The organism is Sphingobium sp. AP50, assembly GCF_900109095.1.
Classification (GTDB): Bacteria; Pseudomonadota; Alphaproteobacteria; order Sphingomonadales; family Sphingomonadaceae; genus Sphingobium.
In genome coordinates this window covers 60,315-87,308 of record NZ_FNYZ01000016.1, presented here as the reverse complement: position 1 = coordinate 87,308, position 26,994 = coordinate 60,315, and the positions used below count along the sequence as shown (strand labels likewise).

The following is a 26,994-nucleotide window of genomic DNA, read 5'->3' as shown; positions in this document are numbered from 1 at the left end:
GTGTTGCTTGAACATCAAAAAAGATCGATCGATCATCAAATTGCTTCGCCGGACAGCGTTAACCGTAACGGCAACTGTCGGCGGCATTGGATTGCTGGCCTTTGCAAGCCTGTGGATTGCTGCCCGTCCGGTACTGAATGCAGCAAGCACAGAATTATCTGCGATCGGCCCGGTTTGTGATCGGCCGTTCAGCCATCCCAGCGGCTATCCTAAATCACTGCGAGAAATACAATCTTTCGAAAACGCAGAATGGGAAGTCTATCGTGGCATATGCAAACGTCACGACATCAAAGGATGCTTTCACCTAAGCGAACTGGGATTTGCCGTTTACCGGCCGGCTTATCTGAATCAGTGCCAGATAAGAGCGCTGACGCTGAGACATGATTCACCAGTCGGAATTGCCCTAAATCGGCTCTACCCCGGTCGAAACCACGAACAACTCAATAATCATGAGTTGGATTGCGTCGCAGCAGTGCTTCGAGCGGGATGGACACATCGCGCCGAGATTTTGGGTAACTGCACTTTGCCGAAGCGTCCGCCGCTTTAGCGGCGGACGCTATTCGATCAGCGCGTCAGCTTCTTATAGGCCAGCGCGGTCGGACGATCCGCCGCATCGCCCAGACGACGGCGCTTATCTTCTTCATAAGCCTCGAAATTGCCTTCGAACCATTCGACATGGCTGTTGCCTTCGAAGGCGAGGATATGGGTCGCCAGACGGTCAAGGAAGAAGCGGTCATGGCTGATGACCACGGCGCAACCGGCGAAATTCTCGATCGCTTCTTCCAGCGCGCCCAGCGTTTCGACGTCAAGATCGTTGGTCGGTTCGTCGAGCAGCAGCACGTTGCCGCCCTTTTTCAGCATCTTGGCGATGTGGACGCGATTGCGTTCACCACCCGACAGCTTGCCGACATTCTTCTGCTGGTCCTGCCCCTTGAAGTTGAAGGCGCCGACATAGGCACGGGTCGACATGTCATGACCATTGACCTTCACATAATCGAGGCCGTCCGACACTTCTTCCCAGACATTCTTCGAATCATCGAGATGGTCGCGGCTCTGATCGACAAAGCCCAGACGGACGGTCGACCCGATATCGACTTCGCCACTGTCGGGCGTTTCCTGACCCGTGATGATCTTGAACAGGGTCGATTTACCCGCGCCGTTCGGCCCGATGACGCCCACGATACCGCCCGGCGGCAGCAGGAAGGACAGATCCTCGAACAGCAGCTTGTCGCCGAACGACTTGGTGATGCCCTTGAACTCGATCACCTTGCCGCCCAGACGCTCCGGCACCTGGATGACGATCTGGGCCTTGCCAGGCGAACGGCTGTTCTGCCCCGCGACCAGTTCCTCGAACTTCTTGATACGCGCCTTGGACTTGGTCTGGCGGCCCTTCGTGCCCTGACGGATCCATTCCAGCTCGTCATTGATCGCCTTCTGGCGGCCGGTCGCTTCGCGATCTTCCTGTTCCAGACGCTTCGACTTCTTCTCCAGATAGGTGGAGTAGTTGCCTTCGTACGGGAAATATTTTCCGCGATCGAGTTCCAGGATCCAGCCGACCACATTGTCCAGGAAATAGCGGTCATGGGTGATCATCAGGACCGACCCGGCATATTCCTTCAGGTGATTTTCCAGCCAAGTGACGCTTTCCGCGTCAAGATGGTTGGTCGGTTCGTCGAGCAGCAGAATGTCCGGCTTCTGGATCAGCAGGCGGGTCAATGCGATCCGGCGCTTTTCACCGCCCGACAGGCTTTCCACCGACCAGTCCGACGGCGGGCAGCGCAGCGCTTCCATCGCCAGTTCAAGCTGGCTGTCGAGCGACCAGCCGTCGACCGCGTCGATCTGCTCCTGAAGCGTACCCATTTCCTCCATCAGGGCGTCGAAATCGGCGTCCTCCGGCGGGTCGCCCATGATCATGCTGATCTCGTTGAAACGGTCCATCTTGTCGGCGATCTCGCGCGCGCCGTCCTTGACGTTTTCCAGCACCGTCTTGTTGGGGTCGAGTTGCGGCTCCTGCGGCAGATAGCCGACGGTGACATTCTCGCCCGGCCAGGCTTCGCCCGAAAAATCGGTATCGATGCCTGCCATGATCTTGATCAGCGTCGATTTACCCGCACCGTTCGGACCGACGATGCCGATCTTGGAACCACGGTAAAATTGCAGGTTGATATTGTTCAACACCGGCTTGGCTGCGCCGGGGAAGGTTTTCGTCATGCTCTTCATGACATAGGCATATTGTGAGGAGGCGGACATGGGTGCGGCTGCTCCGAAAATACAGGTAGGAAAAGACAGATAGAAAAATCAGTTAGAAATTTGGGCCGAGTTAGCGGAGGCGGATGATATTGGCAAATGGGTGATGGCTCGTTACGCCTTCATTCATGCAGAAAATCCGATCGGGCCCGCTCGCCGCCCTCCTCCTTGGCAGCATCCTCGCTCCTTCCCTGGCTCAAGCCGCCCCGGCGGACAGTAGCGCGATTCGCGAAGCGGCGCTGAAGGATGATGTCGCCTGGACCTTCACCGAAGGGCTGACGACCGAAGTCGGCCCCCGTCCCGCCGGCACGCCGCAGGAAGCGCGCGCCCGCGACTGGGCCGTGACGAAGCTGAAGGCGCTGGGCTTCTCCAACGTCCGTGCCGAACCCTATAAGATGCCGGTATGGCAGCGGGTGCATGACGAAGCCCGCATCGTCAGCCCCTTCCCGCAAAATCTGGTGATCGCGGCGCTGGGCAATAGCGGCTCGACCCCGGAACAGGGGATCGAGGGTGAAATCGTCTATTTCCCGACCATTGCCGATCTTCAGGCCGCGCCGGACGGCAGCCTGAAGGGCAAGATCGCCTTTGTCAGCCATGAGATGAAGGCGGCACAGGACGGATCGGGCTATGGCTATTATGGTGCCGCACGCCGCCAGGGGCCAAGCATCGCCGCGAAGAAGGGTGCGATCGCCATCCTCGTCAAATCCATCGGCACCGATCATCATCGTATCGCCCATACCGGCGTACAGATGTGGGCCGATGGCGTCACGCCGATCCCGGCGGTGGCGCTTTCCGTGCCCGATGCCGACCAGCTTGCCCGCGTCGCAGCGCGCGGCAATCCGGTGCGTATCCATCTGACCGCCGTATCGAAGACGCTAAAGGACCAGCCGTCAGGCAATGTCATCGGCGAAATCCCCGGCAGCGATCCCAAGGCGGGCGTCATCGTCGCCGCCTGTCACCTCGACAGCTGGGATCAGGGCACCGGCGCGATCGACGATGCGTCGGGCTGCGGCATCATCGCCGCCGCCGCGCTTCAGGTCGCAAAGGCCGGCACGCCCCGCCGCACCATCCGTGTCCTCTTCGCAGGCGCAGAAGAGGTCGGTGGCGATGGCGGCCGCGCCTATTTTGCCGCTCACGGCAAGGAACCCCACGCCCTCGTCCTCGAATCGGACTTTGGCGCGGACAAGGTCTGGCGGGTTGATTTCACCCTGCCTGAAGCGGCAGCGCCGCTGGCCGGGCGCATCGGCGCGGCCCTCGCCCCCCTGGGCGTCGTGCCAAGTCGGGACAAGGCGCATGGCGGATCGGATATCGAACCGCTTGTCGATGCAGGCGTTCCCGTCATCGATCTACAGCAGGATGGCACCCGCTATTTCGACATCCACCACACGCCTGACGATACGCTGGACAAGATCGATCCGGCCCAGCTTCAACAGAATGTCGCGGCCTGGGCGGTGACGCTGCACCTCGCCGCAAATGCGCCAGAAAGTCTGGGCGCTAACTGAACTTTTATTGTAGACAACATCCCGTCGTGTGATTCCGTCGTTTCACCGGCGCAAAAAATCATTGATTTGTGCAACGCACACGTTAATGCGGGTCGCTCGCGTAGGGTCACATTTGTAACGTGCCAGACGCGGCAAAATGCTATGGGAGCCCTACACAATGAAGAAGATCGCTGTTGTTTTCGCTTCGGCCAGCCTGATGGCCCTCGCTGCTTGCGGTGAGAAGCCGGCCAACGAGACCGCGAACGCTTCGAACGCTGTCGTCGAAAACGTTGTCGACAATGCCGCTAACGCTGCTGACAACGCCGCGAACGCTGCCAACGAAGCTGCTAACGCCGCTAACGTTGCTGAGAACGCCGCGAACGCGAAGTAATCTTCGCTGTAGCGAGATTTCGAAGGGCGGGCCGCTCCCTGCGGCCCGCCCTTTTCGTATGTGCGCCAAATTCGTCCGCTAGAAAGGCGGAACATCCATGCCGCTCTGAGGGTTTTTCAGCCATAACCTCGATAAGGAGAAGGATCATGGGCAAAGGCATATTATTGTGGCTGCTGGGCGTTCCGATCCCCATCATCCTGTTGTTGTGGCTTTTCTTTCACTAACAGCATGATCGCGATTGACGGCGCGCAACCTTCCCCGCTAAGGCCGCCCCTCGTCGGGGAGTAGCGCAGTCTGGTAGCGCGCCTGCTTTGGGAGCAAATTCATTGCTCCAAAAACACTCGTAAATCCGCCATTTTTGAGTAAATCCCCAGATAGGTCTGGGGATAATCTGGGGATTTGCATTTTTGGCTTTGCCTGTGTGCGGCCTATATCTAGCTTCGAACGATGAGGAATAAGATCGCGTGGATCGTCGTTTGGACGTTCGGCTTCTTTTTATGGGGCGGTTTCCTAGATTAAAGCCCGTGAACCTAAAGACCCCGCCAGCAGGGAATGCTGACGGGGTCGCAATGGTTATCGGACTGTCAAGCGGGGGGGCGTGAAACTAAGTCCGATGTTGGGATAACCGACGTCCTCAAAGCCGGTTCCGGTCCAAACACCATGAATCTACTTGAAAGCACGAATAGCGCCCGGCGCTAATCGGCCCCGCTGCATAAGTAAGATCATGGACACCCATGATCTTCCCCACATGCTGGCCGGTGACGGCGCTGACTGGTCCACCGTCGACATGACCGACGAAGAGCAGGCCGACTTCATCGCTAGCTTGGCCGACCAAGAGCGCGCCGAATTCGGCCTGCCTCCCCGTGGTCGTCCGGCGTACCAGCCGCAGGCCCGTGACCTCTATCATCCCGGCCGACGTGATCACCTGAGCGACTTCCATCGGGTTCGCTGGTTCGCTTCGCGGGGATATCGTCAGGCAGCCCAGTTCGCCGAACTGGATGGGGACGCAATGGAGGCCAGCAGGCTCCACATGGAGGCCAGCGCGATGGCAATGATGGAGGAAGGCGACCTTCTGATCGCCGACCTGCAAAACCTCGTTTTTTAGCCCTTAGTCGAGGGTCAGCAGGGTAATCATGCTAAATAATGCATGAGTATAATTCAGCATGAGGAGTGGCGCTCGGTAAACGGCTACGAAGGCTTTTACGAAGTTTCAAATATGGGTCGGGTGCGGTCGCTTGAGCGGTTCACCAGTCGGGGCTTGAAAGGCGGCAACGTGCTTGCAACGCCGCCTAGCGCCGTAGGCTATTCGACGATCACGCTGTGTCGCGATGGAACGCAGAAGTGCGCTTACGTCCATCATCTGGTGGCCGCAGCGTTTCTTGGTCCACGCCCGTATAAACATGACATCTGCCACAACGATGGCGATCGCCTGAACAACGAGGCCGCCAATCTCAGATATGATACGCGGGCAGGCAATTTTGCGGACATGCACGTTCACGGGACAAGATATGTCAGCAAGCGGCGCAAACTGACACCGGACGTGGTGCGGCTGATCCGCAGTCGACTGGACGAAGGCCAGTCCGGTCGATCATTGGCGTTCGAATATGACGTAACGCCTGCTGCCATCACCCACATCAAACAGGGGAAAAACTGGTCCCATCTCGATTAAAATTGAACCCGCCTCACCTCCCCCGCTATCATGAGGAACAACCAAGGTGGCGGTGAGCGCTTCGTCAGGTTCAGGGCCGGTCCATGCGATCGGCCCGCCCATATAAGTATGTCGTGTATCTGATAGACCTATTTCAGCGCGAGTATGACGCTGCCACGACCACGAAGCGAAAGACGCTGCTCATTAGCAGATGGCGAACATCGATCGACCTCACCCGCAATGGAAAATTGGAGGGAGAGACGAAGCGCCGCCAGACGGTTCGGTATCTGCCGTATTGGCGAAAATTAACTGACGACCAACTTGATGCACTGGCTGGTGTGATCGCGACTTTCGATCAGACCTAACTTTTTGATCGACTTTGCCACTTTTCTACAAACCATTCGGTCAGCCGGATCAGGGTCCAGACAATGGACAAAACGGCAGCTAGGTGCGGCAGAAACTGGCCCACCGTCGCCACTGTGACGGTCAGGCTGAGTGCATCGCCGATATTCTTCACATCGTCGATCACAGGACGCTACCAGCGATGATAGCGATGAAATGAACATACGGTTCGACGTCCGCCCCGTTGGTCGCCACCCCGGCAAAGGTGAGGCCACCCGCGACAGCAGCCGCCAACAGTTTTTTAAAGTGCGGTGCGCGCCAAAGCTTCTTGGCGGTTGATTTGATTCGAGATTTTAGAGCGCGGGTCATACATCTAATTATGCTGACCCGGTCGATCGGTCGGGCGCTAGGGAAGCGGGTCCATTAGGTGACCTACCGCACCCCACACCGCCGTCAGGATGTCAGCCGCCTTGCTCAGATGCGGTTCCCAATCCTCGCCCGGCCCGGCAATCTCCTGCGCGATCTGTTGAATAATATACTCATTGTCCGACCCCAAAGCCGTCCGCAGGATATGCTCCGCCAGACGGGCCATCTTGAAGCCGCTTTCGACTTGGACGTAGGTGCCATGCTGGTCGACCTCATCGTCGCCAAGCTGGTGGCGTAGTTCCTTCACTCCCGCGTCAACGACCATCTGCCTGAAATCGCTCATGCTATCCTCCGATATCGTCACGTCATTGAAACGAAACGACATCGGAGATGCAAGCCTGTCATTCGACCGTATTGATCCCGACCCGCTGTTGGATCGACACCCCACCCGATGGCGTGAAATTCCGCGCGATCGTCGCCGCGAAGGTCCGGGCGTTCGTCGATCTTTCGGGGTCAGTGTAGGTCAGCGATTTCGCGAAGCTGTACGTGTAGCGAATTTCGCCCTGCTGCCCGTCGCCCGGTTCTGGGCGGATGCCCATTATCGAAACGTAGCCGGTCACGCCGCCTTCGTTTGCCACAGCGGCCCCGCTTTTGCTGATCGACAACGTGAACTGGCTGCTATCGCGACCATCGTTTTTGTAGCCATCATGGGACGCACCACCGTCCTGCGTTGTGATGGTGTACCCGCTGGACTGGAGCGATGCGATGGCAGCGACATAGTTGGACCGCCCCTGTGCAGTGGCGGCGAAAATCTGCGAATCCACACTGTTCCAAGACCAGCTTGCTACGACGACGATTTGATTGCCATTCGATCCGAACGGACCGACCGACGTGGATGCGTTGCCGGTAACCAGCGATGTCGCATTTGAGTTGCGCAACGTCCCAGCCAGCAGTGCCCCACCGAAATAAGCCGAGCCATCCGCGCGCAGGTAGCTGGTCGCGTTTGACTCGCTGCACTGATTGATATTGCCGAGCGCCGGGCCAAACCATTCGATGAACTGGCTGTTAGTCCCGAAACCGGAACCCGACACCTTCATTACGCTACCGTTGTTGAACATGATGCGACCGTTGGTGACATCGAACTGGCTGGTCCCTGCCGCGTTGCGGATCATACCGGCCTGTACCGTCCCGATATCAGCCGAAATGGCCGACAGAGTGTTGACGCTCAGACGGTTCGCTTGGATGGTGCCGGTGGTGATGCGGTCACCGTGCATGATGGTGCCACCGTAGTTCACGTTTAACTGGTTCCCACCCCACCAAGCAGCAACCTGCACGGTGTTGTCGGTGATCATCAGGCCTTGATTTTGCGTATAGCTGAAGGTCGCCGAACCCTTGGTCCAGTAGATGAATTGATGCGCAGGCGCGCTAGCCGTGTTGCCCGCGCTGACTAGAGTGGCGACCAGATTGTTGTTGTCATCCTGCCAATAGATATAGCCGTTGGACCATTCCACCCGATTGGCCGCCGGGTTCCATTCGAAGTTGAACCCGATAAAGCCGATGTTGCGGTTACCTAGCGTCAGCTTATTTGCTGTGATCGTGTTGGCAGCGATCGAGCCACCTTCGATCTTCGTGTTGTCCCCGCCGTTGCGCCAAGAGGCCAAAGACGTGCCGCCGCTGATCAGGATTTTACCCGGATCAATCTGGGTCGAATTCTGATTGACCTGCTTGGCCGGGTTGATTTCGGCTTCGGAGGCGTAGCGCCAACCCGCATAGTGCCATGTGATATCGTTGGCCGTCGCCATAGAGCCGATGCCGCCGTAATGGTTCATCAGATACATTTCCGGCCGCGTCGAACTACCGACGTTGGTAGCGATCAGCTTTCTGAATGAATAAGACTGGCCGACGTTGCCGTTTCCGGAAACGAAGCCGCCAACATCCGGGTCATTGGCGAAATTCAAATATGTGTCGCCACCGCTGGTGGCGCGCACAAGGATACCCGCGCCTTGCAGGTTGCCGCCGTTCAGGGTGATATCTGCTTCGATGACGATCCATCGCGAGTTGTAGAGCGCGTAATTGCCCGCGCCGGTCGCGCCGTCGCCAGTCTGGACCATGCCATTTTGCCCGTTGGCCGTAGCTGTGATGCGGACTGCGTTGGCTGACTTTGCGCCGGTCACCTTTGTCAGGGTACCCTGCGAACCCCATGTATTCCAACCGACTGGGGTGGTGCCCGCCCATGCGGCGAACAAGGCGTTGAAAGTGGCGAGCGGGGTCGCGTTGGCCAGCGCGTTGTTGATCGTGCCCAGCGCAAATCCGGTTCCGCTGATCGTCAGGCTCGCTGGCAGACTGGTCGCACTGTTGATCTTGTCGCCGGTGATTTCACCCGCCTTGATCTTCGAGGCTGTGACTGCGTTGGCCTGCAACTGGTTGGCCGAAATCGAGTTTGCACCCATTTCGTCGACGGTGATGCTGCCAGCCACCAGACTGCCCGCACCCATCGATCGCGCCGCGATTCGGTCACCGGACAGCGTCCCGACCGTGATGTGCTCAGATATAATTTCGCCCGCTTTGATCTTCGACCCGATAATCGCGCCGTCGACGATCAGTTCGGAGTTTGCCGCCCGGATCATCACAGGTTTTGACCAAAAAGTCGGATCACCACTACCTGCGGTGCGCTCGCTTTGTAGACACATACGCAGAGCCGCAACGCCAGTCGGAACGGTGTAGATGCCGCTAACCTTGGTCCAAACATTTTTGGCATCGGTAAAGGCGACCGGGGTGATCGTCACCGTCCCGCTGACCGTCTGGTCGGCGTTTCCAAAGGCATAGATGTTCGCCCGGCCGCCGTGCTGATTGTAGCACCACGCCTGCATGTAATAGGTTTCGCCCGGCGTCACCGCGACCGCAGCCGACGTCGCCTGATCGCGGCCGATCGACTGGATACGCCAGCCCGCAGCAGCCCCAGCGCCATTATCAGGGGAAAAATTGGTCACATTCTGTGTGGACCACCCTTCAAGTTTGCCGTTGCTCCAGCCATTGTCGACGATGTTGGCCGTGTCGCCGATCACCAGCTTATTGGCCGTGATGGTGTTCGCGGCAATCTGGTTTGCTGTGATGGTGTTGGCCGTGATCGCTCCACCTTCGATGGTGGTGGTGTTGGGCGTCCGCCAGTTGTCGAGCGTGGTCGTACCCATGATGGTGATCTTGCCGGGGTCGATGTTGGTCGCCGCCGCATTGATAACGCTGGCTGGGTTGAGCGCATTGGCGCGGATGGTCGATGCTGCCGTACCGTTGATATTTCCTGTATAGTTCGCGGTGGCTGTAGCCACGTTGGTCCACGCTGAAATGGTCTGGATCGCACCAACTTCGATGCCATTTTCGGTGCGACGTGCCGCAGCGATGCCGAACGACATTGCATCGGTCGGATTGATGCCTTCGAAGATATAATAAGACGCGGCCGACGTGTTGACGTTGACCGGCACCGCGCTGTCGTTGACTGTGGGCGTGGTGGACGCTTTCCGCCAGAACAGCATCAACAGGTCGGCTTTGCGCGTCCCCTGCGTGTATGCAGCCCAGTCTAGGCGGATGTTGCGGGTGCCGTTGGCGTTCGCCGTGACCGTGATGGTGGACGCGGTCGGATTGTTCGACGGGACGCCAGTGACCCGATAGCCGCTGGTCCCGTCGAACGCACCCGCTGCCTGTGTCTGGACGGTGCCAATGGTGTCCCCGCTGGTACCGACAAATAGACCGTTCGGAAGCTGGTTGTCCGAGACGTTGCCCCCGGCGACGACCGACATCTTGTTCGCTGTGACCGCGCCAGCAGCAATCTTGCTGGCAACGATCGCGCCGTCGACGATCAGTTCGCCTGATGCGGCCCGTCTGAAGGTCGGGGAGATACCTTCAACACGCACAGCCGAAGCCGAAGCAGGTTTTTGCCACACAACCGTTGCAGACCGGGCCGACGCTGGCGCGACCAAGATTTTGCTCCAGATTGACGAAAAACTCGCGTTCGACTGACTGCCGACCAAGTCGGTCGCGACAAGGCCAGTCGACCCGCTGCTGCTGGTGAACCAATTCACGTACAGGCTGGTAGTGGTTCCGGCTGTCGAAGGCCGCACGCCTCCGGCCACGAAATATTCCTTCCCGGCCTCGACCTGAATGGGCGTCGTTGCAAACTCAGCCACAGCCGTCGTCGTCTGTGACTGAAGGAAATTGGTCGACAGATAGGTGCCAGACGCAACTGCGGTTGTGACCGTCCCTGACCACGCCGCGATGTCGACCATGTTCGGGTCAGGAATCATGTTCGACGTGTCGCCGATCGCGATCTTGCTGGCCGTGATCGTGCTGGTCGTGATGATGCCGCCGTTGATCGTGGTCGTGTTCGGGGTGCGCCAGTTGTCCAGCGTCACCGCTCCAGCGATCGTAATTTTACCCGGATCGATATTGGTCGATGCGGCATTGATCACGGTCGCCGGATCGAGCGCGTAGGCCTTGATCGTGGTTGCGGCAGTGCCGTCGATGTTCGCGGTGAAGTTTGGCGTACCGCCACCACGGTTCCGCCAGTTCGGTGATGTCGGCGCTACGATGGCCCCGACCTCTAGGCCGTTTTCCGTGCGCCGCGCAGCAGCGATGCCGAAGCTATACGTGTCCGCAGCACTGATGCCTTCGAAGATGTAATAGGACGCAGCCGAATTGACGGGGAAGCTAACTGCTGAATCGTTGACGGTCGGCGCAGCGTTGCCCTTTCTCCAAAAGATCATGATGAGGTCGGCCCGACGCGCGCCCTGCGTGTAGGCGGCCCAATCCAGACGGATGTTGGCGGTGGCGTTGCTATTATCTGTCCATGTCAAGCCGGTCGGCGTGGGTGCATTGGTCGGCACCCCAGTCGTGCGATACTGTGCCGTTCCGGTCAGAGCCGTGTTCGCATTCGATTGGACAGCCGCGATCGTGTCGCCAGTCGATCCAACGAACAGGCCCGCAGGCAGTTGATTATCCGCGACGTTACCGCCCGCGACCACGCTCATCTTATTTGCGGTGACGGCACCGGCTGCGATCTTGCTGGCGACAATCGCACCATCGACAATCAATTCGCCGCTGGTTGCACGACGCATGACCGGCTCGGCAAAACCGACCATTGCATTCGCAGCCGATGCAGCTTTTCGCCAGCCAAAGCGTGCCGATCGGGCATTAGCCGGGGCCGTCAGGATGGTAGAAACGCGGGTGTTCACATCAATCGAATTGGTCTGGCCTACGACAGGGCTGCTGATGGAGGTGCCTCCCGTCGTATCAGTGTACCAATTGATGTAGACCGTCCCGGTCGTGGCCCCGGAGATGACCCACGCGGCGCAACTAGCGAAATAGTCCTTCCCGCCCTCAACTGGAAAAAACAGGGAATATGCGTCCTGCTGGGTCGTCCCGGACGGGCTTTGCAGTCGATTCGTCGATGCCACGCTGTTGGTCGTTGGGACCAGCGTGTAGATGTTGAGCGCGTAATAAGCCGGGTCGACCATCAGCGGGTCGCCGAAGATATTGGACGTGTCCCCGATCAGCAGCTTGCTGGCTGTGATCGATCCCGCGACGATCTTGGTAGCATCGACCGAATTGGCGGCAAGCTTGTCAGCGATGATTGCCCCATCGACGATCAGTTCGCCGGTGGCCGCGCGACGCATGACGATGTTGGCAAAGCGGCCTTCGCCTGTGTCGCTAGTGCCGGGCGATCGGGCCAGTACAATCTTGGCCCGGCGCGCAGTTACCGGAGCGGTGACGATCGCCGTTTTAAGCGTCTGGCTAGTGCTGGTCGACGACCCGATTTCCACTGCTGAACCAATCAGGGTCGTCGCCTCAATGTCCGAATACCATTCGACGGAGATGGTCGAAGTCGATGAGTTGGCAGCACTCCCGAACGGGATACCTGAAATCGCGTAGGCGGTGCCCTTTTCTACCGGGATCGCCGCCGAACGGACCTGCTGCGGGGCCGCCGCCGTTGGTAGAATGCGGAGATAGTAATCGCTCGCGAAAATCGAAGTCGTGGTCGACAATGCGTAGGCTGAACCCGTCCAGCTTGCCTGATCGTTAAAGCCGGGATCGGGCACCATATTAGACGTGTCGCCGATGAAGACCTTGCTGGCCGTGATCGCCCTTTCACCAACCTTGTTGTTGGTGACCGCACCAGTGGCGATTTTTGTCTCGATGATGGCGTTGGGCGCGATTTTCGCATCGGAAATCGTGAGATTTGCCAGTTCAGCAACGGTTACGGCCAGCGGTGCAATTTTCGCAGTGCTGATGGCGTCATTGGCGATCTTAGCCGTGCTGACGGTCAAGTTGGCCAGTTCCGCAGCCGTCACAGCCAGCGGCGCAATCTGCGCTGTTCCGACAGCATTTTCGCCGATTTTAGTCTGCGTGACCGCGCCGGTGGCGATCTGGGTGTCGACCACCTGACCGCTGATCGCAGTCATGTCGATCGCCTTTTTCCAAACTCCAGCCTCCAGAACGTAAAGCGCGCCATCGGTGGTATTGCGGATCAGTTTTGAACCGGTCCACGATGCAGGCGTCGGGTTGCTGGCGACTTCCTGCGGCACGACCAGACCAAGGGTCGGATCAAAATCGGTGAGGTTGACGCCCTTGCTGACGGTGGCCGTTGCAACGCTGCTGAAGCCGCTGGCATTGTTCGAGGTATCGACAGCCTTCAGCCAGTAGTACCGCACCGCAGATGCAGGCAGACCCGACCGGCGATAGCCACCAATCTGACCAGCCGACGCATTGACCGTGGCGATCTTGGTCGCCGAACCACTGGCGTTGCCGGTGTTTTCGTAAATGTCGATGTGGTCGAGGTCGGTCGCTGTAGGGTTGGTCCAGTTCAACTGGATCGCGTCCAACGCCTGCGCTTCGGCCGTCAGCCCTGTCGGTGCCGCTGGCGCTGCGGTGTCGCGCGCCGTCGTGATGTTAACGATGGTCGACCAGTTGCCGACATTCGCAGAATTGTCGAAAGCGCTGACCCGCACACGATAGACCGTGTTTGCCAGAATCCCAGCGCTGTACGCAAAAGTCGTGGCTGTCTTGCCGACGCTACCGACCTGCATGAAGGTTGTTGACGATGCACCCTGCGCTATTTCAATCGAATAGCCCGCAAGATCGGTTGCCGACGATGCAGTCCAAGCGATGTTCAGGGTGATGATCTGGCCGCCAACGGCGTCGAACGAAGCGGTAGAACCGACCGTCAGCCCGGCAACTGCCGCAGGGGCAACGGTGTCGATCTGGACAGCGCCCTGCGCCAGACCAGCAAGGATCGCCGCCGTCGTGTTGCCGATGGTTACATCGTTGCCAATGGAGCCAGTCACGGTACCAGCGAAGTTTACGGTCGCAGCCGGACGATAGGGATTTTCGTCCGATCGCGTCGACTTCACTGCTGCCGACTTGATGACCCCGCTTGTCGCGACATCCTTGTCGACCGTGCGATAGGCTTCCACGAAGAACGTGTAATAGAGATTAGCGGGGACACCGCTGGCGATGAAGGTACGGCGATCAGCAGGCAATTCGACCGCCTGCTCCTCACCCACCGCCGCACCGAAGGTGTAGGCCGTCGATGTCGAAGATGACCGCATGACCAGACGGAAGCCGTCTATATCGTCGTTGCTGCCGCCCCACGACCATTTGACCGTGATGTTGGCCGAACCGTCAGTATTGAGCGCATGTTCGATCGCACTGCCGTCGGTGGCGAAGGTCGGCGCGGGAACAGCCGTCGCAAGCCGGTCATTGCGGTTGTTGAAGTTGTTGTAGGCCGTGATGATGTTGGCAGCAGGTTCACCGCCGACATATTCGGTACGCTTGGCCAATGCCGCCGTCAGAGTCACGACCGCATCGGGAAACGCATTTAACGCCGCATTATACTGCGCCGGATTGATCGGGGTATCCTGCGTTGTATCCGTATAGGCAGGCGACAGGCCCGCCAGATATGACATCAGCGAATTGTAGGCCACTAACACTGCATTGCGCTCGGAGGTCACCGGAGGCTGCACCGCCGTGCGCGCCGATTCTGTCTCCCATTTGTTCTTTTGCAGCGTAAATTGCTGGACCATCTGAAGCAGTTGATGTTTCTCGCTCCGGTCGAGCCAACCATCGCTGGACATCGTCGCTACCCGGCTCTTCACCAGCGTGGCGTCGGCCTGCGCCGCGTCCGCTGCATCCTGCGCGGTATCAGCGGCAAACTGCGCTGCGTCGGCCGCTTCCTGTGCTTCCTTCAGCGCTCCACTGATTTCAGTGCTGCTATGCTTGGCCCAGACGCGATCATATCCAACCTTGAGGTTCCAAACCTGCGGGTTTTCGCCGGTGCGACTGATCTCTTCGACATTGTCGCCACGAGTAAGGTTGATCGCCGTTGCGGTCTGGGACTGGTCGCACGCGCGCCACACGCCCTGCGCGTCCGCGAACAGATTGCCGTTTGCCTGATACAAAGCATCGCGCGCGACATCGCCGATGGATGCCTGTTCAGCCGTATAATAGGACCAGCTACGCCCGCTGAACTTGTTCAGGCTGGTCTGGTTGATCTTGGCAGCAGGCACCCCAGCCCGCTTGATAAGGCTGGGGACGATCGCCGAAATCGTGTTGACGTAGGTCGTCCCGTCCTTTGCGCCCCGGACGTCGGCGGTCAGCTTACCAGAAGCATTGCCCCCCATGCGAAACATGCCCAATTTCGGACATTTCAGCCATTGGTCAGGTAGCAGGTTCGGCGCGGTGAGTGCCGCATAAGTTTCCACGATCGACGGAACCAAACCATCGATCCTGACCGCGTTTTCATAGATTGCCAGCACATCCTGCGTCTCGCCATAGCCATGGTACTGATAGACCCGATACGCTGGATCGATCAGGATCGGTTCGACATTGATGCACTCGCCGATCGAAAACGGCTTCAGCTTGCCCTTCAATTCAGCGCGCCCTTCAGCGCCTCCAGTACCCGCATAGGTCAGAGTCAGAAGGTCTTGGGCCAGCGATGCTTCCGGCCCGAAAATCTCCATTTCGAGATTGATGCCAGCGACGCTTGCCGGGCCACAGAACCCTTCGATTTCCTGCCGGTAGGAGGCAAACGGCGCGCCCTCGTCGCCGCTGAACAGCCGGACTAGCGCGCCATCCCAGATGAGGTTACGCCAGTTGAGATTACCGAATTCGGCTTGATCCAGCCGGAGGACGAACTTGCCGAATTTCGCATCATAGGCGGCGACCATCGCGTCTTTGCCGATGACGATGGTCGGGACGGGAGACACCGCGATGCAGGGCAGCCACTCGTAACCGCCGACATTGACGCCTGCTGCGGTGGCGCGCATCCACGCGCAGCGAATAGTGATGTTACTTGAAGTAGCGGGGTTGTAGGGCGAAGCCTCTATCAGGATGTTTTTAGTCACAGACCTATTTAGTCGTGACTAGAAACCTTCGATCATAGGACGATGCTTGTAACGGTCAGGTCCAATGAGTTATAATCATATGCGTTCATCTTTACCGGTGTCGATTTTGTAATGAAACCAAACACCGCGTCATTTTGCTCCATCGCAGCATAATGTGTGTCGTTAGCCAAGGCCGCAGAAGTCGGTGCCCAATCAGTCAGTTCCCCGCCGCGCTCGATCTGGGGACCGCTGATAGAATTCTTTCCGACGCCTGCGGCGCTGCTACCGGTCAACGGGCTGCCGGGCGTCGTGATGGCTGGATAGATTCGGATACGCGCGCTGGTGTGGCCCACACTATTCCCCAATGGTCGCCAGATGCGCCAATAGTCACCGGCGTCGAGCACGTTAGAGTTGCCCGCAAAGTTAGTCGCTCCAGTGGCAGGATTGACCGCAACAAAGGTCGAGACAGCGGCCACGCCTTCCCCGCCGGTCAACTCAATCGCAACGCGAACCGGAGGGCCGTCCGATTTTCTTACGAAGGCACTAACTGTGTAGGTCGCTGCATCTGGCGGGATGGTAATCGTCTGATTGAAATTGCCAACGGCCCCAGTTGGATCGGCGTCCTCCATGATGGCCGCTGTCAATGATCCATCGTGCGCATAATCGGTATTTCTGAGCCAACTAACTGCACCGGTCACGCTCCAAACTGAAAAGGTCTGGCTGTCGCGCAGCAGGTTTGGATTGGCCTTCAATTTGTAATTGGGGACGAACAAGACTGCCTTGGTGATCCCGGCCTTGATCAGCATCGGTTGCCATTTCTGGAGGCGTTCGCGATCGCTGATGTAGGGGATCGACGCTTTGAAAGACTGACCCAGTGGAAATTGGTCAAAGTAGGCCATCCCTGCGACCGTGTAGGGTACAGACACGTCGTTGATGGCGATTTCTGATCCACCACCGATGCCCTCATTGTCGACGGCGGAGCCAATGACCAATCGACTAATCTGTACATATTCATCGGTGTGGCCAGTCGCGGTAACATCCACGCGAACAAACTTGTCATAGACTGGCACGGGAAGACGCAGCACGGTCATTGGCAATTTTTCATCTGCCTTCATACCTGAGTATGCAGGCATCGTGTAGTCGGCGGTGGCAGTCCCCTCCCCGCTGACCGCTGCCGCGCTGGACCCGACGCGGATGCGGACGGTGTCCCGGTTGCGCAGGTTGGTACCAACGATAGCGACCACGTCGATCGGGGTGACACAGGATGACTGGACCACAAAAAAAGGCGTTACCGTCGAGGATCGGTAAACCCGACTTGGCGTGTCGACGGCCATATTGGTCGCCGGGTTGGCTGCCACTGCCGCCGCTTCCACCACGTTGAAAGCTTCAGGGAAACAGACGAACGCGACCATTAGCCCACCACCGTCAACGTGGTCTTGTTCGCGCGAAAGTCGGGTTCAAAACTTTCTAGTCGGGTGAGCAGGCCGTTCAGCCCCAGCCTATCATCATAGAGGCGGAACGTCGGCACTCCGCCATCAAGCTGACTAAGGCGCAGGATGTCGTGCCAGATGACCTGATAGACACCTGTGCGAACCCGGACGATTTCGAAGATGGTGTCCGCTATCGCTTGTGCCGCAGACTGCGATAGCTGGGTCGGTTTTTCGAAGGTGATCGCGTTGGTATTGCTGCTTCGGACCGCCTGATCCTTCTTTTCGATCAAACGGTAATCGGTCTGCACATAGGAAGCGCGGGCTGCGTCTAGAGTTGCCATGATCCTATTTAGCGCTGGCCGTTCGAGGTCGTCCCGCGACCGTCCGACAGGATAGTCGTGTTCTTCACCAGTGTCTGAAGCGCTGCCGCCTGCGCCTCCTGCGCCGCCAAGATGGCCCGCTGAAGCTGGTTATTCTCCGCCAACGCCACATTGGTGTTTGTCTGCTGGTTGACGATCGCAGTGGTCTGGGCCGTGATCGCCGCGTTGGTGGCATCGTTGGCCGCCGTGACGGCATCGGCTCCGGCCGCAGAATTAAAGCCGGTTTCGATATTCTTGCGCAGCGCAAGCGTGGTTTCCTCGATTTCCTTGAGGATCGAACGATTCTGACTGGTTGCGGTACCCCAGACCTCATTGCTGCCAGCCATGATCTTTTCTACCAAAGCAGCATAGGCCGACTGGTCGATGGTATTGTCACCGGCAGCGATACGATCCTGATAGCTGTCGAACGTCGCCAGATTTTCGTTCAGGATGTCGAGCGCAGTCCGTCCTGCGGCTTCGCCCCGGATCGAAGCAAGGATATCGTCGACGGTGGAAAGCTGCTGTTTGCGCAGTTCATCCATCTTGAGTTGGCGATACTGTTCGATCTTGGCCAAATCGGTCGACGATGCGCCCACCGCTTCCATCTGGCGCTTGAGGTCATCCAACGGGCTGTTGAGCGAACGCAGGCTATAGCCGATCGGATCAAGGATTTCGTCGATCCCATTTTCGATCGTTTTGAAGCCTTCGACCAGTGAAAGCGCCCCGTCTGCACCAAGCTGCTTCAGTGCCTTGCTCGCAAGATCGCTGATCCCGGTGATCGCGCCATCCTCAATCGCGTTCTGGATCGCGTAGGCGATGGCAGCCGCACTATCGTCGCCGAAATCGTGGAGGCCGTTGGCGGACGATCCCTTGAAGTTGAGGCGACTGCTGTCCATTCCGGTCGAGGTATCGCGCACCCGCCATTTCTTTTCGTAAGTACCGATCACAAGATCGAACGCGCCGACTGCGCCACCGAAGGCTTCAGCGATCGACGCCAGACCTTCCTGCACCGATCCCGCCGCCGACGATGCGGCCTTACGATATTTGGACTTGTTGCCGGTGACGTTGACGTCGGCTTCTGTGCCACCAGTAACAACGGCGCTACCATATTTCGGCTTGCGCAGGATGCTGCCGACCAATCCGCCCAGTATCGACGCACCCGCCGCGATCAGGGGATTGCCAGTCAGACCGCCGATGGTCCCACCAATTTGCGCGCCGGTACCGCTGCCCTTCAGGCCGATCGCTTCCATACCGCCCCCGATCGCGCTGCCCATTTCGTAGCCTTGCATTGCGCCGCCAACGGCCTGACCGATACCCTTCATGAAGGAACCGTTCGGCCCGCTAAACCCATCCTTGAGAGACTGGAGCGGGTTGCTCAGGTCTTTCAGACCCTTACCCCAATCGGTCATGTTGCGTGCGCCGTCAGCGAACCCGCTACCGAGCGTGCCATCGATCCGGGTCAGCACTTTGGCGATCGGGCTAGTGCCATCTGCGTTCGCCGACATATTGTCGATCGCTTGACCGAAGTTGTCCAATAGCTTGCCCATGGTGCCGCCGAACATCCGCGCAATGGCACGGACGCCGTCCGCCATCGTGTCGGCGAAATCATTCGCGACCAGTCGGTTCGCCTCCCGCATCCGCTGTGTGTAATCGCGGGTGACTTCCTTCATGGCCCGATCCTGATCGGCAGCCGATAGGCCCGATCCCGTAATGGAGGCTTTGGCCCGATCATAATCGGACTGGGTGTCATAGCGGTCGAGTTGTGCCTGTGCGGTCAGACTCCCAGCGCGAGACAGGTTGTCGAGCGCATCCATCAGCGGACGATTTTTCAGCGCAACCCGCGCTTGATCATATCCCGCAAGAATGGAATCGAAGACCTCTGTGGTAACCTGCTGGCCTTCGATAATGCCGCCGCCATCGGTCCAAGCCTTGACGAATGCGTCACGCTCTTTGCCCATCTGACGAAGCTGGTCCGACATATCGAACGCTGCGCTGAACCGGCGTGCAAAGTCACCGGCCTTGGCCAGCAAAGCGTTCTGTTCCTTGAGCGCCTGAAGCTTCGCCAACTGAGTTTTCAGGTCGGTTTCTGCCGCCTGATAGGCAGCCGAACTGATGTCAACGCCACGGCTGAGGGCGTCGTTACGACGCTGGAAAAGCTGATCCTCTACCGCACGCTGTTCGCTGGTCAGTCCCAGCGCCCGCTGACTTTCAACCGTGTATTCGTTCTGCGCATCCCGCTGGGCCTGCTTGAGAGCCGTCAGAGCGCTTTCTGTTCGTGTGGCTTGCATGATGGAAGCCAGCCGGGTCTTTTCGTCCCCCAGCATGGCGCGGCCGAGGCTGCGCTGAAACTCCAGTTCCTTGCCGAAAACTTCTGCCTCAAGGGTCAGCAACTTGGCCGTCGCCAGTTCGTTTTCGCGAGCCTTCCAGAATTCTGTCTGCTTTTTCAGCGCATCGGCCGCAGCCTTGGCCTTTCCATCGTCCTTCTTTGGATCAGCCGTCGCGGTTGGTACCGGCCCAGCCAGTTCGTCGAGGGTTGCGCCGCCCTTCTTCTTTTCACGCCCAAGCATCCGGTCCCAAGCATCGGCAGCACCCTTGCTATCCTTGGCGATGGCAGTTGCCTTATCAGAGATTTTGCCAAGCGCTGCGGTGCCCTTATTGAACTGGGCAGCTAGCGCATCACCCATCCCGTCGAACGCCGACCAGTTCCCTCCGAAGAAATCTGCGACCCGTTTGCCGATCGTGCTGAACATGCCGCCGATCGTGCCGAGCGCAATGCTGAACAGCTTAGGAAGCTGTTCGGTCATATATTTGGCAGACCGCAGGACGCCGACGAACGACACTCCCATATCCCCGGTGGACTTGCTGGATGAGAGTCCGAGCCAGTCCCATAGCCCCGCAAATAGGGTACGCACCGTACCAACTACGCCACCTATCACGCCGCCAGCCAGTGAAAATGCGCCTCCGATGAGGTTGCCCGCGACCTGTGCGCCCTGCCCGACTACATTTAGCGCAAGAGTCAGGGTTTCCACGAAAGTGAGGCCAACACCGCCGTTAGTCACCATGCCGGAGAACAGCGACGACAGGCCTGACCCGATTGATGCCACGCCATTCACGACCCCAGCCATCACGTTGCCCAGCCCGACCAAGATCGGTGTGGCGCTTTCGATGCCGCTGGTAATCATGTTCATCACACGTGCGATTGACGTGGACAGGCCGCCATCACCGATCTTGGCGAGCGTCTGGGACCATGTGTCGGACAGATTGGCCGCAGCACCGGCGAAGGTTTCCATCTGACGGTCCATCGCCCCGGCAAACTGCGTGTTGCCGATGGCCATCAGGTATTTCTGGATTTCCTGCGAGTTATTGGCGACCGTCGTCTTTACGTTCTGGAATGTGAAGCTGACCTTGTCCCCCTCGTTGACGGACTTGATCCCAAATTCCTTCAACCGCTCGAATTCACCAGTAGCGGCATCCGCGACCGCTTCGACCATCTGGTTGAGGTCTTTGCCCATAGCGCTGGCCGTGTTGCCATAGGATATCATAGCGGCTTCGCTAGGCTGGAGGCCCAGAGCCTTGAGTTTGATGAAGCCCTCAACCGACTGATCGAGGCTGAAGGGAGTCTTCGCAGCAAATTCGGTCAGCCGGTCGAACGCTTGTCCGGCTTTATCCGTGTCCCCCAGCACCGTGGTCAGGCTGGCCCGGTACGACTGGAATTGCGCGCTGGTTTTGACCGCAGCCATTCCCAGCGCTGCCATACCGCCGACGACGGCAGTGATCCCTAGTGCAGCGCCAGCCAAGCCGATCGACGTGAACGCGCCGCCCAGTCCACCGATATGGTTGGCGGCAGCCGATGCACTTGCACCTAGTCCGCTAATGATACGCTGGAGGGCGCTGGTCTGGGTAGCAGCGCCACCGGCTGCGCTCCCCGCGCCGCCGAACGCATTGGCCAGTCGATCAAAAATGTCTTGGATGCCATTACCGGTTTGACCAAGGCGACCAAGATGGTTGTTAGCGGCGTTGACCGCAGGCACGACGGCACTGGAATCGACGACAATCCTGACAATCGGGGATGCAGCGGGGGCGGAACTCATCCCCTATTTAGGTTCCGCCGCCCCCACGCTGTTTTGCCACGGCCTGCATGTAGGCGGTGTCAACGGCCCGGATCACGCGCAACAGTATCGCGGAATCGGTCCAGTCCATTTCTGCCTCATCGGCATATGCGACGATGGCGCTTCGTGGGATCGGGCCTGCCGCCATACCGATCGGCCGTTCGGTCGAAAGGTCACCAAAGGCGCGGTAGAAGCCGAATTCATAATCCGATAGGTCGGGAATCTTGGCCAACTGAATGCGGGCCTTTTCCGCCTGCGGCCCGTCGAGGTGCGCAATCGCCCGCCAATTTGCGATGCGATCACCCATCTCGACTTCATGCACGATGCGCCTGATCAGTTTTTTTCAGGCAAGCCCTTCTGATCGACAGGCTGGAAATTGATAAGGTTGGAACAGAAGTTCGCGACCTTATGGTAGAGCCATTCATGTGTCATGATCGGCTTGCCAGTCTCCTCGTCAATGTCATGCTGGCTGAAAAAGCTGATGGCATTTTCGACCGTGAACGGGACCGGCTTGTCATTGGCATCAAGGATGTTTTCCCAGCCCAGAAGGCCGCCGACTTCGACCAGAATTTCGATCAGGCGCTTCATCTTTTCGAGATCGGAAATCTTGCTGTTGTCCGAACCCTGATACTTGCGCTGAATTCTTTCCGAAGCCACGCGGACACGGGGAAGCGCGTCATCGACAAGACCGCAAAGGAACGGGCCATAGGTCACGCCAGTGAAAACATCGTCAATTTCGCAACGTCGACCAGCCATTGCCGCTTTATAATCGTAACGCGACTTGGTCTTTTTGAACTGAACCATAATACTCCTGCTATGCAATATGCTTTTGTATTTATACGGCCATGAGAAAGGGCGGCCCCACAAGGTGGAACCGCCCCCGTTCTTCCAATCCGGTAGCAGTGAAGGGATCAGGAGAACGTGAAGAATACTTCGCTGTTCAGCGTGGTATCGTTGGCAGCGTAAAGCTGGACGCTCCACATTTCGCTGTTGTCGGCGGTCTGACGCTCCAGCGGCATCGCAAAGCAGCGCGGCATAGCGACAGTCGTCACGTTACCAACACCACCGCCCAGCGCGAAGGAAACAGGGATTGGGGTGTTGCGCGCGAAGACCGTGTCCGGGTTGAGGTCATCGCGGTAGCCCTGAATGGTGATCGTGGTGACGCGGTTACCGCCCGTGGCGATCCCGAAAGCATCAGGCGCAAACAGGCCGAATTTCGGCGATAGGTTGGTCGTCACGCGCAAATCGATCGAATAGGCGGTTGCCGTCAGGCCAGCGATGGTAATCGACCCAGCGCCCGAACCGTCGATCAGCTTGCCCTGCGTAGCTGCGGTATAGGTCGCACCGGTCATGATGGCGGTGCGCTGCGTCTGGGCCATACCAATGATGCTGCCGCTCCACGTCGCCTTGCTCTGCGCGTCCAGCGTCAGGCCGAATTCAGAGGTCCGGCAGCCCGCATTGGCAAAGTAGAGGAACGAGCCGGTGCCGGTCGTCATGCGCTGCTCAAACGTGTTGTAGATATTGCCGCTGCCGCCCACGATCTTGTTCGAGGCCTTCGCGCTGCCGAGAGCGCTTTCCAGCACCAACTCTAGGGTGGTGTCACGACGCCATTCGCCCGCCAGACTGCCGTCGACGGAGAAGCCCGACGTGACCATATCGCCGGGTGCGCGGTTGGCGCGGGTGATATCAGACGTGATCTGATTAGCCGCAGACGTGTTGAAGGTAGCATCGGTGGTGTCGAGGTAACGAAAACCGGGGGCGGCCGTCGGGGTAACGCCGGGGGTAACCTCGCGGATCACAGAAAGAATTGTATCGGCGGTATCAGCCATTCGGAAAACTCCTATTAGATTTGAGGAGCTACGCGCCCCGCTCTATTTAGGAATTTTGGTCGATTTCAGATTCTGTGTTCGGCCTTGTATTTGATCGTAACGAGGATCGTGTAGGGTTCACCTTCACGATCGATCGACTTATAGGCAGGCGCTTCAGTCCGAACACGCCAATCTTCCGAATGCCAGTCGCGAAACGCATTGCCGATTTCTTCAGCCATCGCCCACCCATCGCGGTCGGCTTCATCTTCCGGCATGAAGACCTGTAGATAGGCCCAGCCACGCTGATCATAGGTCCGCAGCGCCACGCCGGGACGGCGCTTCTGCTCACCGGGTTGGACGGAAAAGCGCGCCCAAGTGCCTTCATGTCCGTCGATCTGAGGTTCGTTATCGAAGATATAGGGGACGCCGGAAAATGTCGCGTTCCAGACAGATTGGAAGCGCAGGCGTAAGGCAACGATGTCGTCGAAAGCGGTGGTCACAACGTATTTAGGTTGACCAGCCCTCATCAATGGCGCGGCCGATGAAGCCAGCCGGTGACTGCGATGACGATCCATCGTCCAGTTTGAGGATGTAGGGCAGATGGTTCGTCAGCGCCGGGTTCATCGGATCAGAGAAATCCATCTGCCAGTTATTCGATGCTGCCCGCGTGTCGATCGGGGTGCCCTGCGGCGGCGCACTTGTCAGGATGACGAACACATCGGTCGTCTTCTCTTCGATGATGTCCTGAACCGCTTCCATTAGACCATCCACGACACCGGTCAGGTCGACCGTGACGGAGTAGCGGCGGGAGGTCATTTTACGACAGCCAGATAGATGATGGCCGTATCCTCACCGAATGGATTGGTTTCCTCGACAGTCAGAACCGTCACGGTGCGTGCGCCGATCGTAAGCACATCGTCGGGTAGGACAGGCTTATCCAATCGCACGGTGGCTTCCTGCCGGTAGACGCCTTCGGAGACAAAAACCTTGCGCGATCCAAGGGTGCCCCGCGCCGTCATGGCGATCGTCGAGGATGATCCCTTGCGGCCAGCGGCACGGTCGGCATCGGATCGGACGGTAGACGTGTGGGATATGGTAATGCTGGGCAGTTCGAAGCGGTCCCCCAGTCGGTCACGAAGATCACGGAAACGATCGCTGAGGCTCACCGGATCAGCCTCCCCACGACAAGACCAGCCGGGGCATCAGGGCGTTTGCGTTCGGCGACATCGGACAGCATTGCAGTGATGCCGGGATAAGGGTCACCGGGTTGGGCGTCGTCATAGATGGTGGAGATTTCGCCGGTCCCCTCCAGCTTTTCGGTCTGACCCTTGATGCCGCGTTCAGCCGGGCCGGACAGTGGTCCAGCCAACGCATATAGCGCCAGCATGATGGTCGCCGCCTTCACTGGTTCGGGAAGCCCGGTCACCCGGTACGCGGAACGAACATAATCGGTGGCGCGAACAAGGGCGCTGACCTTCTGCGGCTCACCGGCATCGGTCCAGTCAGCGTACAGGCGCAAGGCGTGGAAAGCGTCGGCTTCAGCGACCGATGCGAAACTATTGGATTGAGGGATTCCGCTCCCGTCTTCGACGATGATGCTCATGTCGTATTTAGACAGGCACAAAAAAGGGGCGGTTGCCCGCCCCTCTCCTGTCGTTGGTTGTTCAATCAGCCGTTGGTCTTGAGGAACGCCAGCTTGACGGCCTTGCGGTCGAAGACGCGCTCATGGGAAGCAGCCAGCTTGTAAGTGTCGTTGGTCGGCGACTTACCGCTGCCGATCAGTGCAGCCTTCGAGGTCGAACCCTTGATGTGCATAAGCTGATCATAGGAGGTGACCAGTTCGGTCGCGCCGTAGCCCATACCAGCCTTCTCGTCACGGACGATCACAGAACGCTCATTTCCGGTGGCGAACGCCACCGAGCCGGTACCGAGCAGGTAGCAGGTATGAATCTGCTTGTTGGTTCCCTGATGATAGCCGATGCTATCGTCGATGATGACGATACGGCCATAGTAGCGGTTGAACGGCTCGATATCGCTCTTGCGGACCACGTTGGCCGCGTCGATGCGCATAAGCTGACCCCACTGCACCGAATTCATCACCATCGCGGTGATTTCATCGAAGCGGTCACCCATCGTCAGGGTAGCGTCAAGGATCGCGTTGAAGCTGATCTTGTGCGCATCAGTCAGGGAAGCCGTGGTGTCGATCGAGATATCCTTGACCATGTCCCCGGCGTTGTTCGCCACGTTGCTCGCTGCGAAACCGGCAAACTTGGCGATTAGGGTCTTCTGCTGCTGGCGCAGGCGGTAATCACCTACCAGCTTGACGGCAGCGCCGATCAGGTCTTCGCCTGCGATGCGGGCAACGAGGTCAGGAACGCCCCACGACTTCGTGCGGAAATCCTTCTGATACACCATCTTACCCATGGTGACGGGATCGGGCGAAATCAGTTCAGACGCGACACCCGACGCTACGCTTTCCTCACCGGTCAGATCGTCGATGAACGGCAGTTCGCCAAATTCACCACCGGAAAGCAGACGTGCTGTATATTCGCCGCTACGTTCCAGAATGCCCGACTGGACAAAGGCGGATTTCTCAAGTGTGTAGTTCTGCACTGCGGCCGCAAAATCGACCGGATCGTAAATTTGTTCAAACGTCGTAAACGCCATGTTTTGAATTCTCCAAAGGTAATGGCGCTCCGAGATTTGCGGTCTACGCCCGCGATTATTTATTCACGCGAGCGTTTTCCGATTTTCGGGACATTACTTTTGGGTCAGGCGGTGTTACTTTGGATTGAGGAAGCCATTGCCGGTAGCATCAGCCCATAGGGCAGCAGCAGCCGGATCGTCCTTTTTGAGGATTTGATATTCGGTCTGGTTCCAAGGCTTGTTCGCCACGCTGGACGCGGACGCAGTTGCGCCGGTCGCACCAGCGCCGCTGTTCTGGCCCCCGCTGATGTAGAGTTTTGCCCGGTCACTGGTCAGGAAGGACTTGGCGTGATCGGAGAAGGGAATTGCACCTACCATCGGTTCGCCATCGACCATCTGGACATTCGCCTTCAGGAACGCCGCGACCATGTCATGGTGATCGCCCATAACGCGATATTCGCCCATAAGCTGGGTAACGACGGCATCGATCTTATAGGTGGAGAGGTCAGCGCCCAATGTCGCAATGGTCGCGTCACGTTCCTTCAGCGTGGCGTTGAGGGCTTCGATAGCGCGTCTGTGGGTGTTGGCTTGGCGTTCCAGTTCGGTCTCGCCCGTATCGGCGGCGGCTTCGCGCTCTGCCTCAAGTTCGGTCAGCCGATCTTCGAACTGCTTGGCGTCATTCTTCGCCTTCTTCAGCGCGGCGCGGAGTTCAGCATTGTTCGTTTTCAGTCCCGACAGGTCGTCGGTTGTTTCAGTGGTATTGTCTGTCATAGTTCCTTTCTGGGGCTTCCCCTTC

22 protein-coding genes are annotated in these 26,994 nt (G+C 58.4%); 5 read left to right on the top strand and 17 right to left on the bottom strand.

Translation table 11 applies throughout. The features are described from left to right. The first annotated feature begins 7 nt into the window (after positions 1–7). Positions 8–547 (top strand): hypothetical protein, encoded by a 540-nt coding sequence (locus tag BMY84_RS29390; RefSeq protein ID WP_143075126.1) that lies wholly within the window; start codon positions 8–10, stop codon positions 545–547. A 17-nt stretch (positions 548–564) separates the two neighbouring features. Here the strand turns inward: BMY84_RS29390 and ettA are convergent, their stop codons facing one another. Further along, positions 565–2,250 (bottom strand): energy-dependent translational throttle protein EttA, encoded by a 1,686-nt coding sequence (ettA, locus tag BMY84_RS21435; RefSeq protein WP_093086441.1) that lies wholly within the window; start codon positions 2,248–2,250, stop codon positions 565–567. 125 nt (positions 2,251–2,375) lie between these two features. On the opposite strand from ettA, the gene BMY84_RS21430 reads away from it, so the two are divergent. The 4 genes from BMY84_RS21430 to BMY84_RS21415 all read left to right on the top strand — a co-directional run bounded on the left by BMY84_RS21430 (position 2,376) and on the right by BMY84_RS21415 (position 5,788). Beyond that, positions 2,376–3,749: a M20/M25/M40 family metallo-hydrolase gene (locus BMY84_RS21430; RefSeq protein WP_093086439.1), complete on the top strand. Its 1,374-nt coding sequence runs from the start codon at positions 2,376–2,378 to the stop codon at positions 3,747–3,749. 157 nt (positions 3,750–3,906) lie between these two features. After that, positions 3,907–4,119: a hypothetical protein gene (locus tag BMY84_RS21425; RefSeq protein ID WP_093012521.1), complete on the top strand. Its 213-nt coding sequence runs from the start codon at positions 3,907–3,909 to the stop codon at positions 4,117–4,119. Between the two features lie 724 nt (positions 4,120–4,843). Further along, positions 4,844–5,224 carry a hypothetical protein gene (locus BMY84_RS21420; RefSeq protein WP_143075125.1) on the top strand — a complete coding sequence of 127 codons (381 nt, stop codon included), beginning with the start codon at positions 4,844–4,846 and terminating at the stop codon, positions 5,222–5,224. Positions 5,225–5,266: 42 nt separating this feature from the next. Then, positions 5,267–5,788: an NUMOD4 domain-containing protein gene (locus tag BMY84_RS21415; protein WP_093086436.1), complete on the top strand. Its 522-nt coding sequence runs from the start codon at positions 5,267–5,269 to the stop codon at positions 5,786–5,788. A 340-nt stretch (positions 5,789–6,128) separates the two neighbouring features. Here BMY84_RS21415 and BMY84_RS29920 read toward each other — a convergent pair whose 3' ends face one another. The 16 genes from BMY84_RS29920 to BMY84_RS21335 form a co-directional block, all read right to left on the bottom strand. Continuing rightward, complete coding sequence (locus BMY84_RS29920) at positions 6,129–6,296, bottom strand: hypothetical protein (protein WP_177204116.1); 168 nt, start codon at positions 6,294–6,296, stop codon at positions 6,129–6,131. After that, positions 6,293–6,478: a hypothetical protein gene (locus BMY84_RS21405; protein WP_093086432.1), complete on the bottom strand. Its 186-nt coding sequence runs from the start codon at positions 6,476–6,478 to the stop codon at positions 6,293–6,295. The genes BMY84_RS29920 and BMY84_RS21405 overlap by 4 nt, the downstream gene beginning before the upstream one ends. A 37-nt stretch (positions 6,479–6,515) precedes the next feature. Further along, positions 6,516–6,818, bottom strand: coding sequence for a hypothetical protein (locus BMY84_RS21400; RefSeq protein ID WP_143075124.1), 303 nt, complete (start codon positions 6,816–6,818; stop codon positions 6,516–6,518). A gap of 58 nt (positions 6,819–6,876) precedes the next feature. Next, positions 6,877–15,789: a DUF7359 domain-containing protein gene (locus BMY84_RS21395; RefSeq protein WP_093086429.1), complete on the bottom strand. Its 8,913-nt coding sequence runs from the start codon at positions 15,787–15,789 to the stop codon at positions 6,877–6,879. Between the two features lie 110 nt (positions 15,790–15,899). Next, positions 15,900–17,258 carry a phage head spike fiber domain-containing protein gene (locus tag BMY84_RS21390; protein WP_093086427.1) on the bottom strand — a complete coding sequence of 453 codons (1,359 nt, stop codon included), beginning with the start codon at positions 17,256–17,258 and terminating at the stop codon, positions 15,900–15,902. Next, on the bottom strand, positions 17,258–17,617 hold the full coding sequence (locus tag BMY84_RS21385; RefSeq protein ID WP_093086425.1) for a hypothetical protein: 360 nt from the start codon (positions 17,615–17,617) through the stop codon (positions 17,258–17,260). Before BMY84_RS21385 ends, BMY84_RS21390 begins: the two co-directional genes overlap by 1 nt. 8 nt (positions 17,618–17,625) lie before the next feature. Continuing rightward, entirely contained in the window at positions 17,626–21,726 is a 4,101-nt protein-coding gene (locus BMY84_RS21380; protein WP_093086423.1) for a tape measure protein, read from the bottom strand. Between the two features lie 7 nt (positions 21,727–21,733). Then, on the bottom strand, positions 21,734–22,051 hold the full coding sequence (locus BMY84_RS21375; protein WP_093086421.1) for a phage tail assembly chaperone: 318 nt from the start codon (positions 22,049–22,051) through the stop codon (positions 21,734–21,736). Between the two features lie 26 nt (positions 22,052–22,077). Beyond that, positions 22,078–22,611, bottom strand: a complete 534-nt coding sequence (locus BMY84_RS21370) for a hypothetical protein (protein WP_143075123.1) — start codon at positions 22,609–22,611, stop codon at positions 22,078–22,080. A 44-nt stretch (positions 22,612–22,655) separates the two neighbouring features. Further along, positions 22,656–23,573 carry a phage tail tube protein gene (locus BMY84_RS21365; protein WP_093086417.1) on the bottom strand — a complete coding sequence of 306 codons (918 nt, stop codon included), beginning with the start codon at positions 23,571–23,573 and terminating at the stop codon, positions 22,656–22,658. A 65-nt stretch (positions 23,574–23,638) separates the two neighbouring features. Then, positions 23,639–24,052, bottom strand: a complete 414-nt coding sequence (locus BMY84_RS21360; protein ID WP_093086416.1) for a hypothetical protein — start codon at positions 24,050–24,052, stop codon at positions 23,639–23,641. A 7-nt stretch (positions 24,053–24,059) separates the two neighbouring features. Then, positions 24,060–24,368, bottom strand: a complete 309-nt coding sequence (locus BMY84_RS21355) for a hypothetical protein (protein WP_093086414.1) — start codon at positions 24,366–24,368, stop codon at positions 24,060–24,062. After that, the gene (locus BMY84_RS21350) at positions 24,365–24,718 is read right to left on the bottom strand and encodes a hypothetical protein (protein ID WP_093086412.1); all 354 of its coding nucleotides are present in this window, start codon (positions 24,716–24,718) and stop codon (positions 24,365–24,367) included. Before BMY84_RS21350 ends, BMY84_RS21355 begins: the two co-directional genes overlap by 4 nt. Continuing rightward, entirely contained in the window at positions 24,715–25,155 is a 441-nt protein-coding gene (locus BMY84_RS21345; RefSeq protein WP_093086411.1) for a DnaT-like ssDNA-binding protein, read from the bottom strand. The genes BMY84_RS21350 and BMY84_RS21345 overlap by 4 nt, the downstream gene beginning before the upstream one ends. A 65-nt stretch (positions 25,156–25,220) precedes the next feature. Continuing rightward, positions 25,221–26,219 carry a major capsid protein gene (locus BMY84_RS21340; protein ID WP_093086409.1) on the bottom strand — a complete coding sequence of 333 codons (999 nt, stop codon included), beginning with the start codon at positions 26,217–26,219 and terminating at the stop codon, positions 25,221–25,223. A gap of 114 nt (positions 26,220–26,333) precedes the next feature. After that, positions 26,334–26,969, bottom strand: a complete 636-nt coding sequence (locus BMY84_RS21335; RefSeq protein WP_093086408.1) for a hypothetical protein — start codon at positions 26,967–26,969, stop codon at positions 26,334–26,336. Positions 26,970–26,994: the final 25 nt, after the last annotated feature.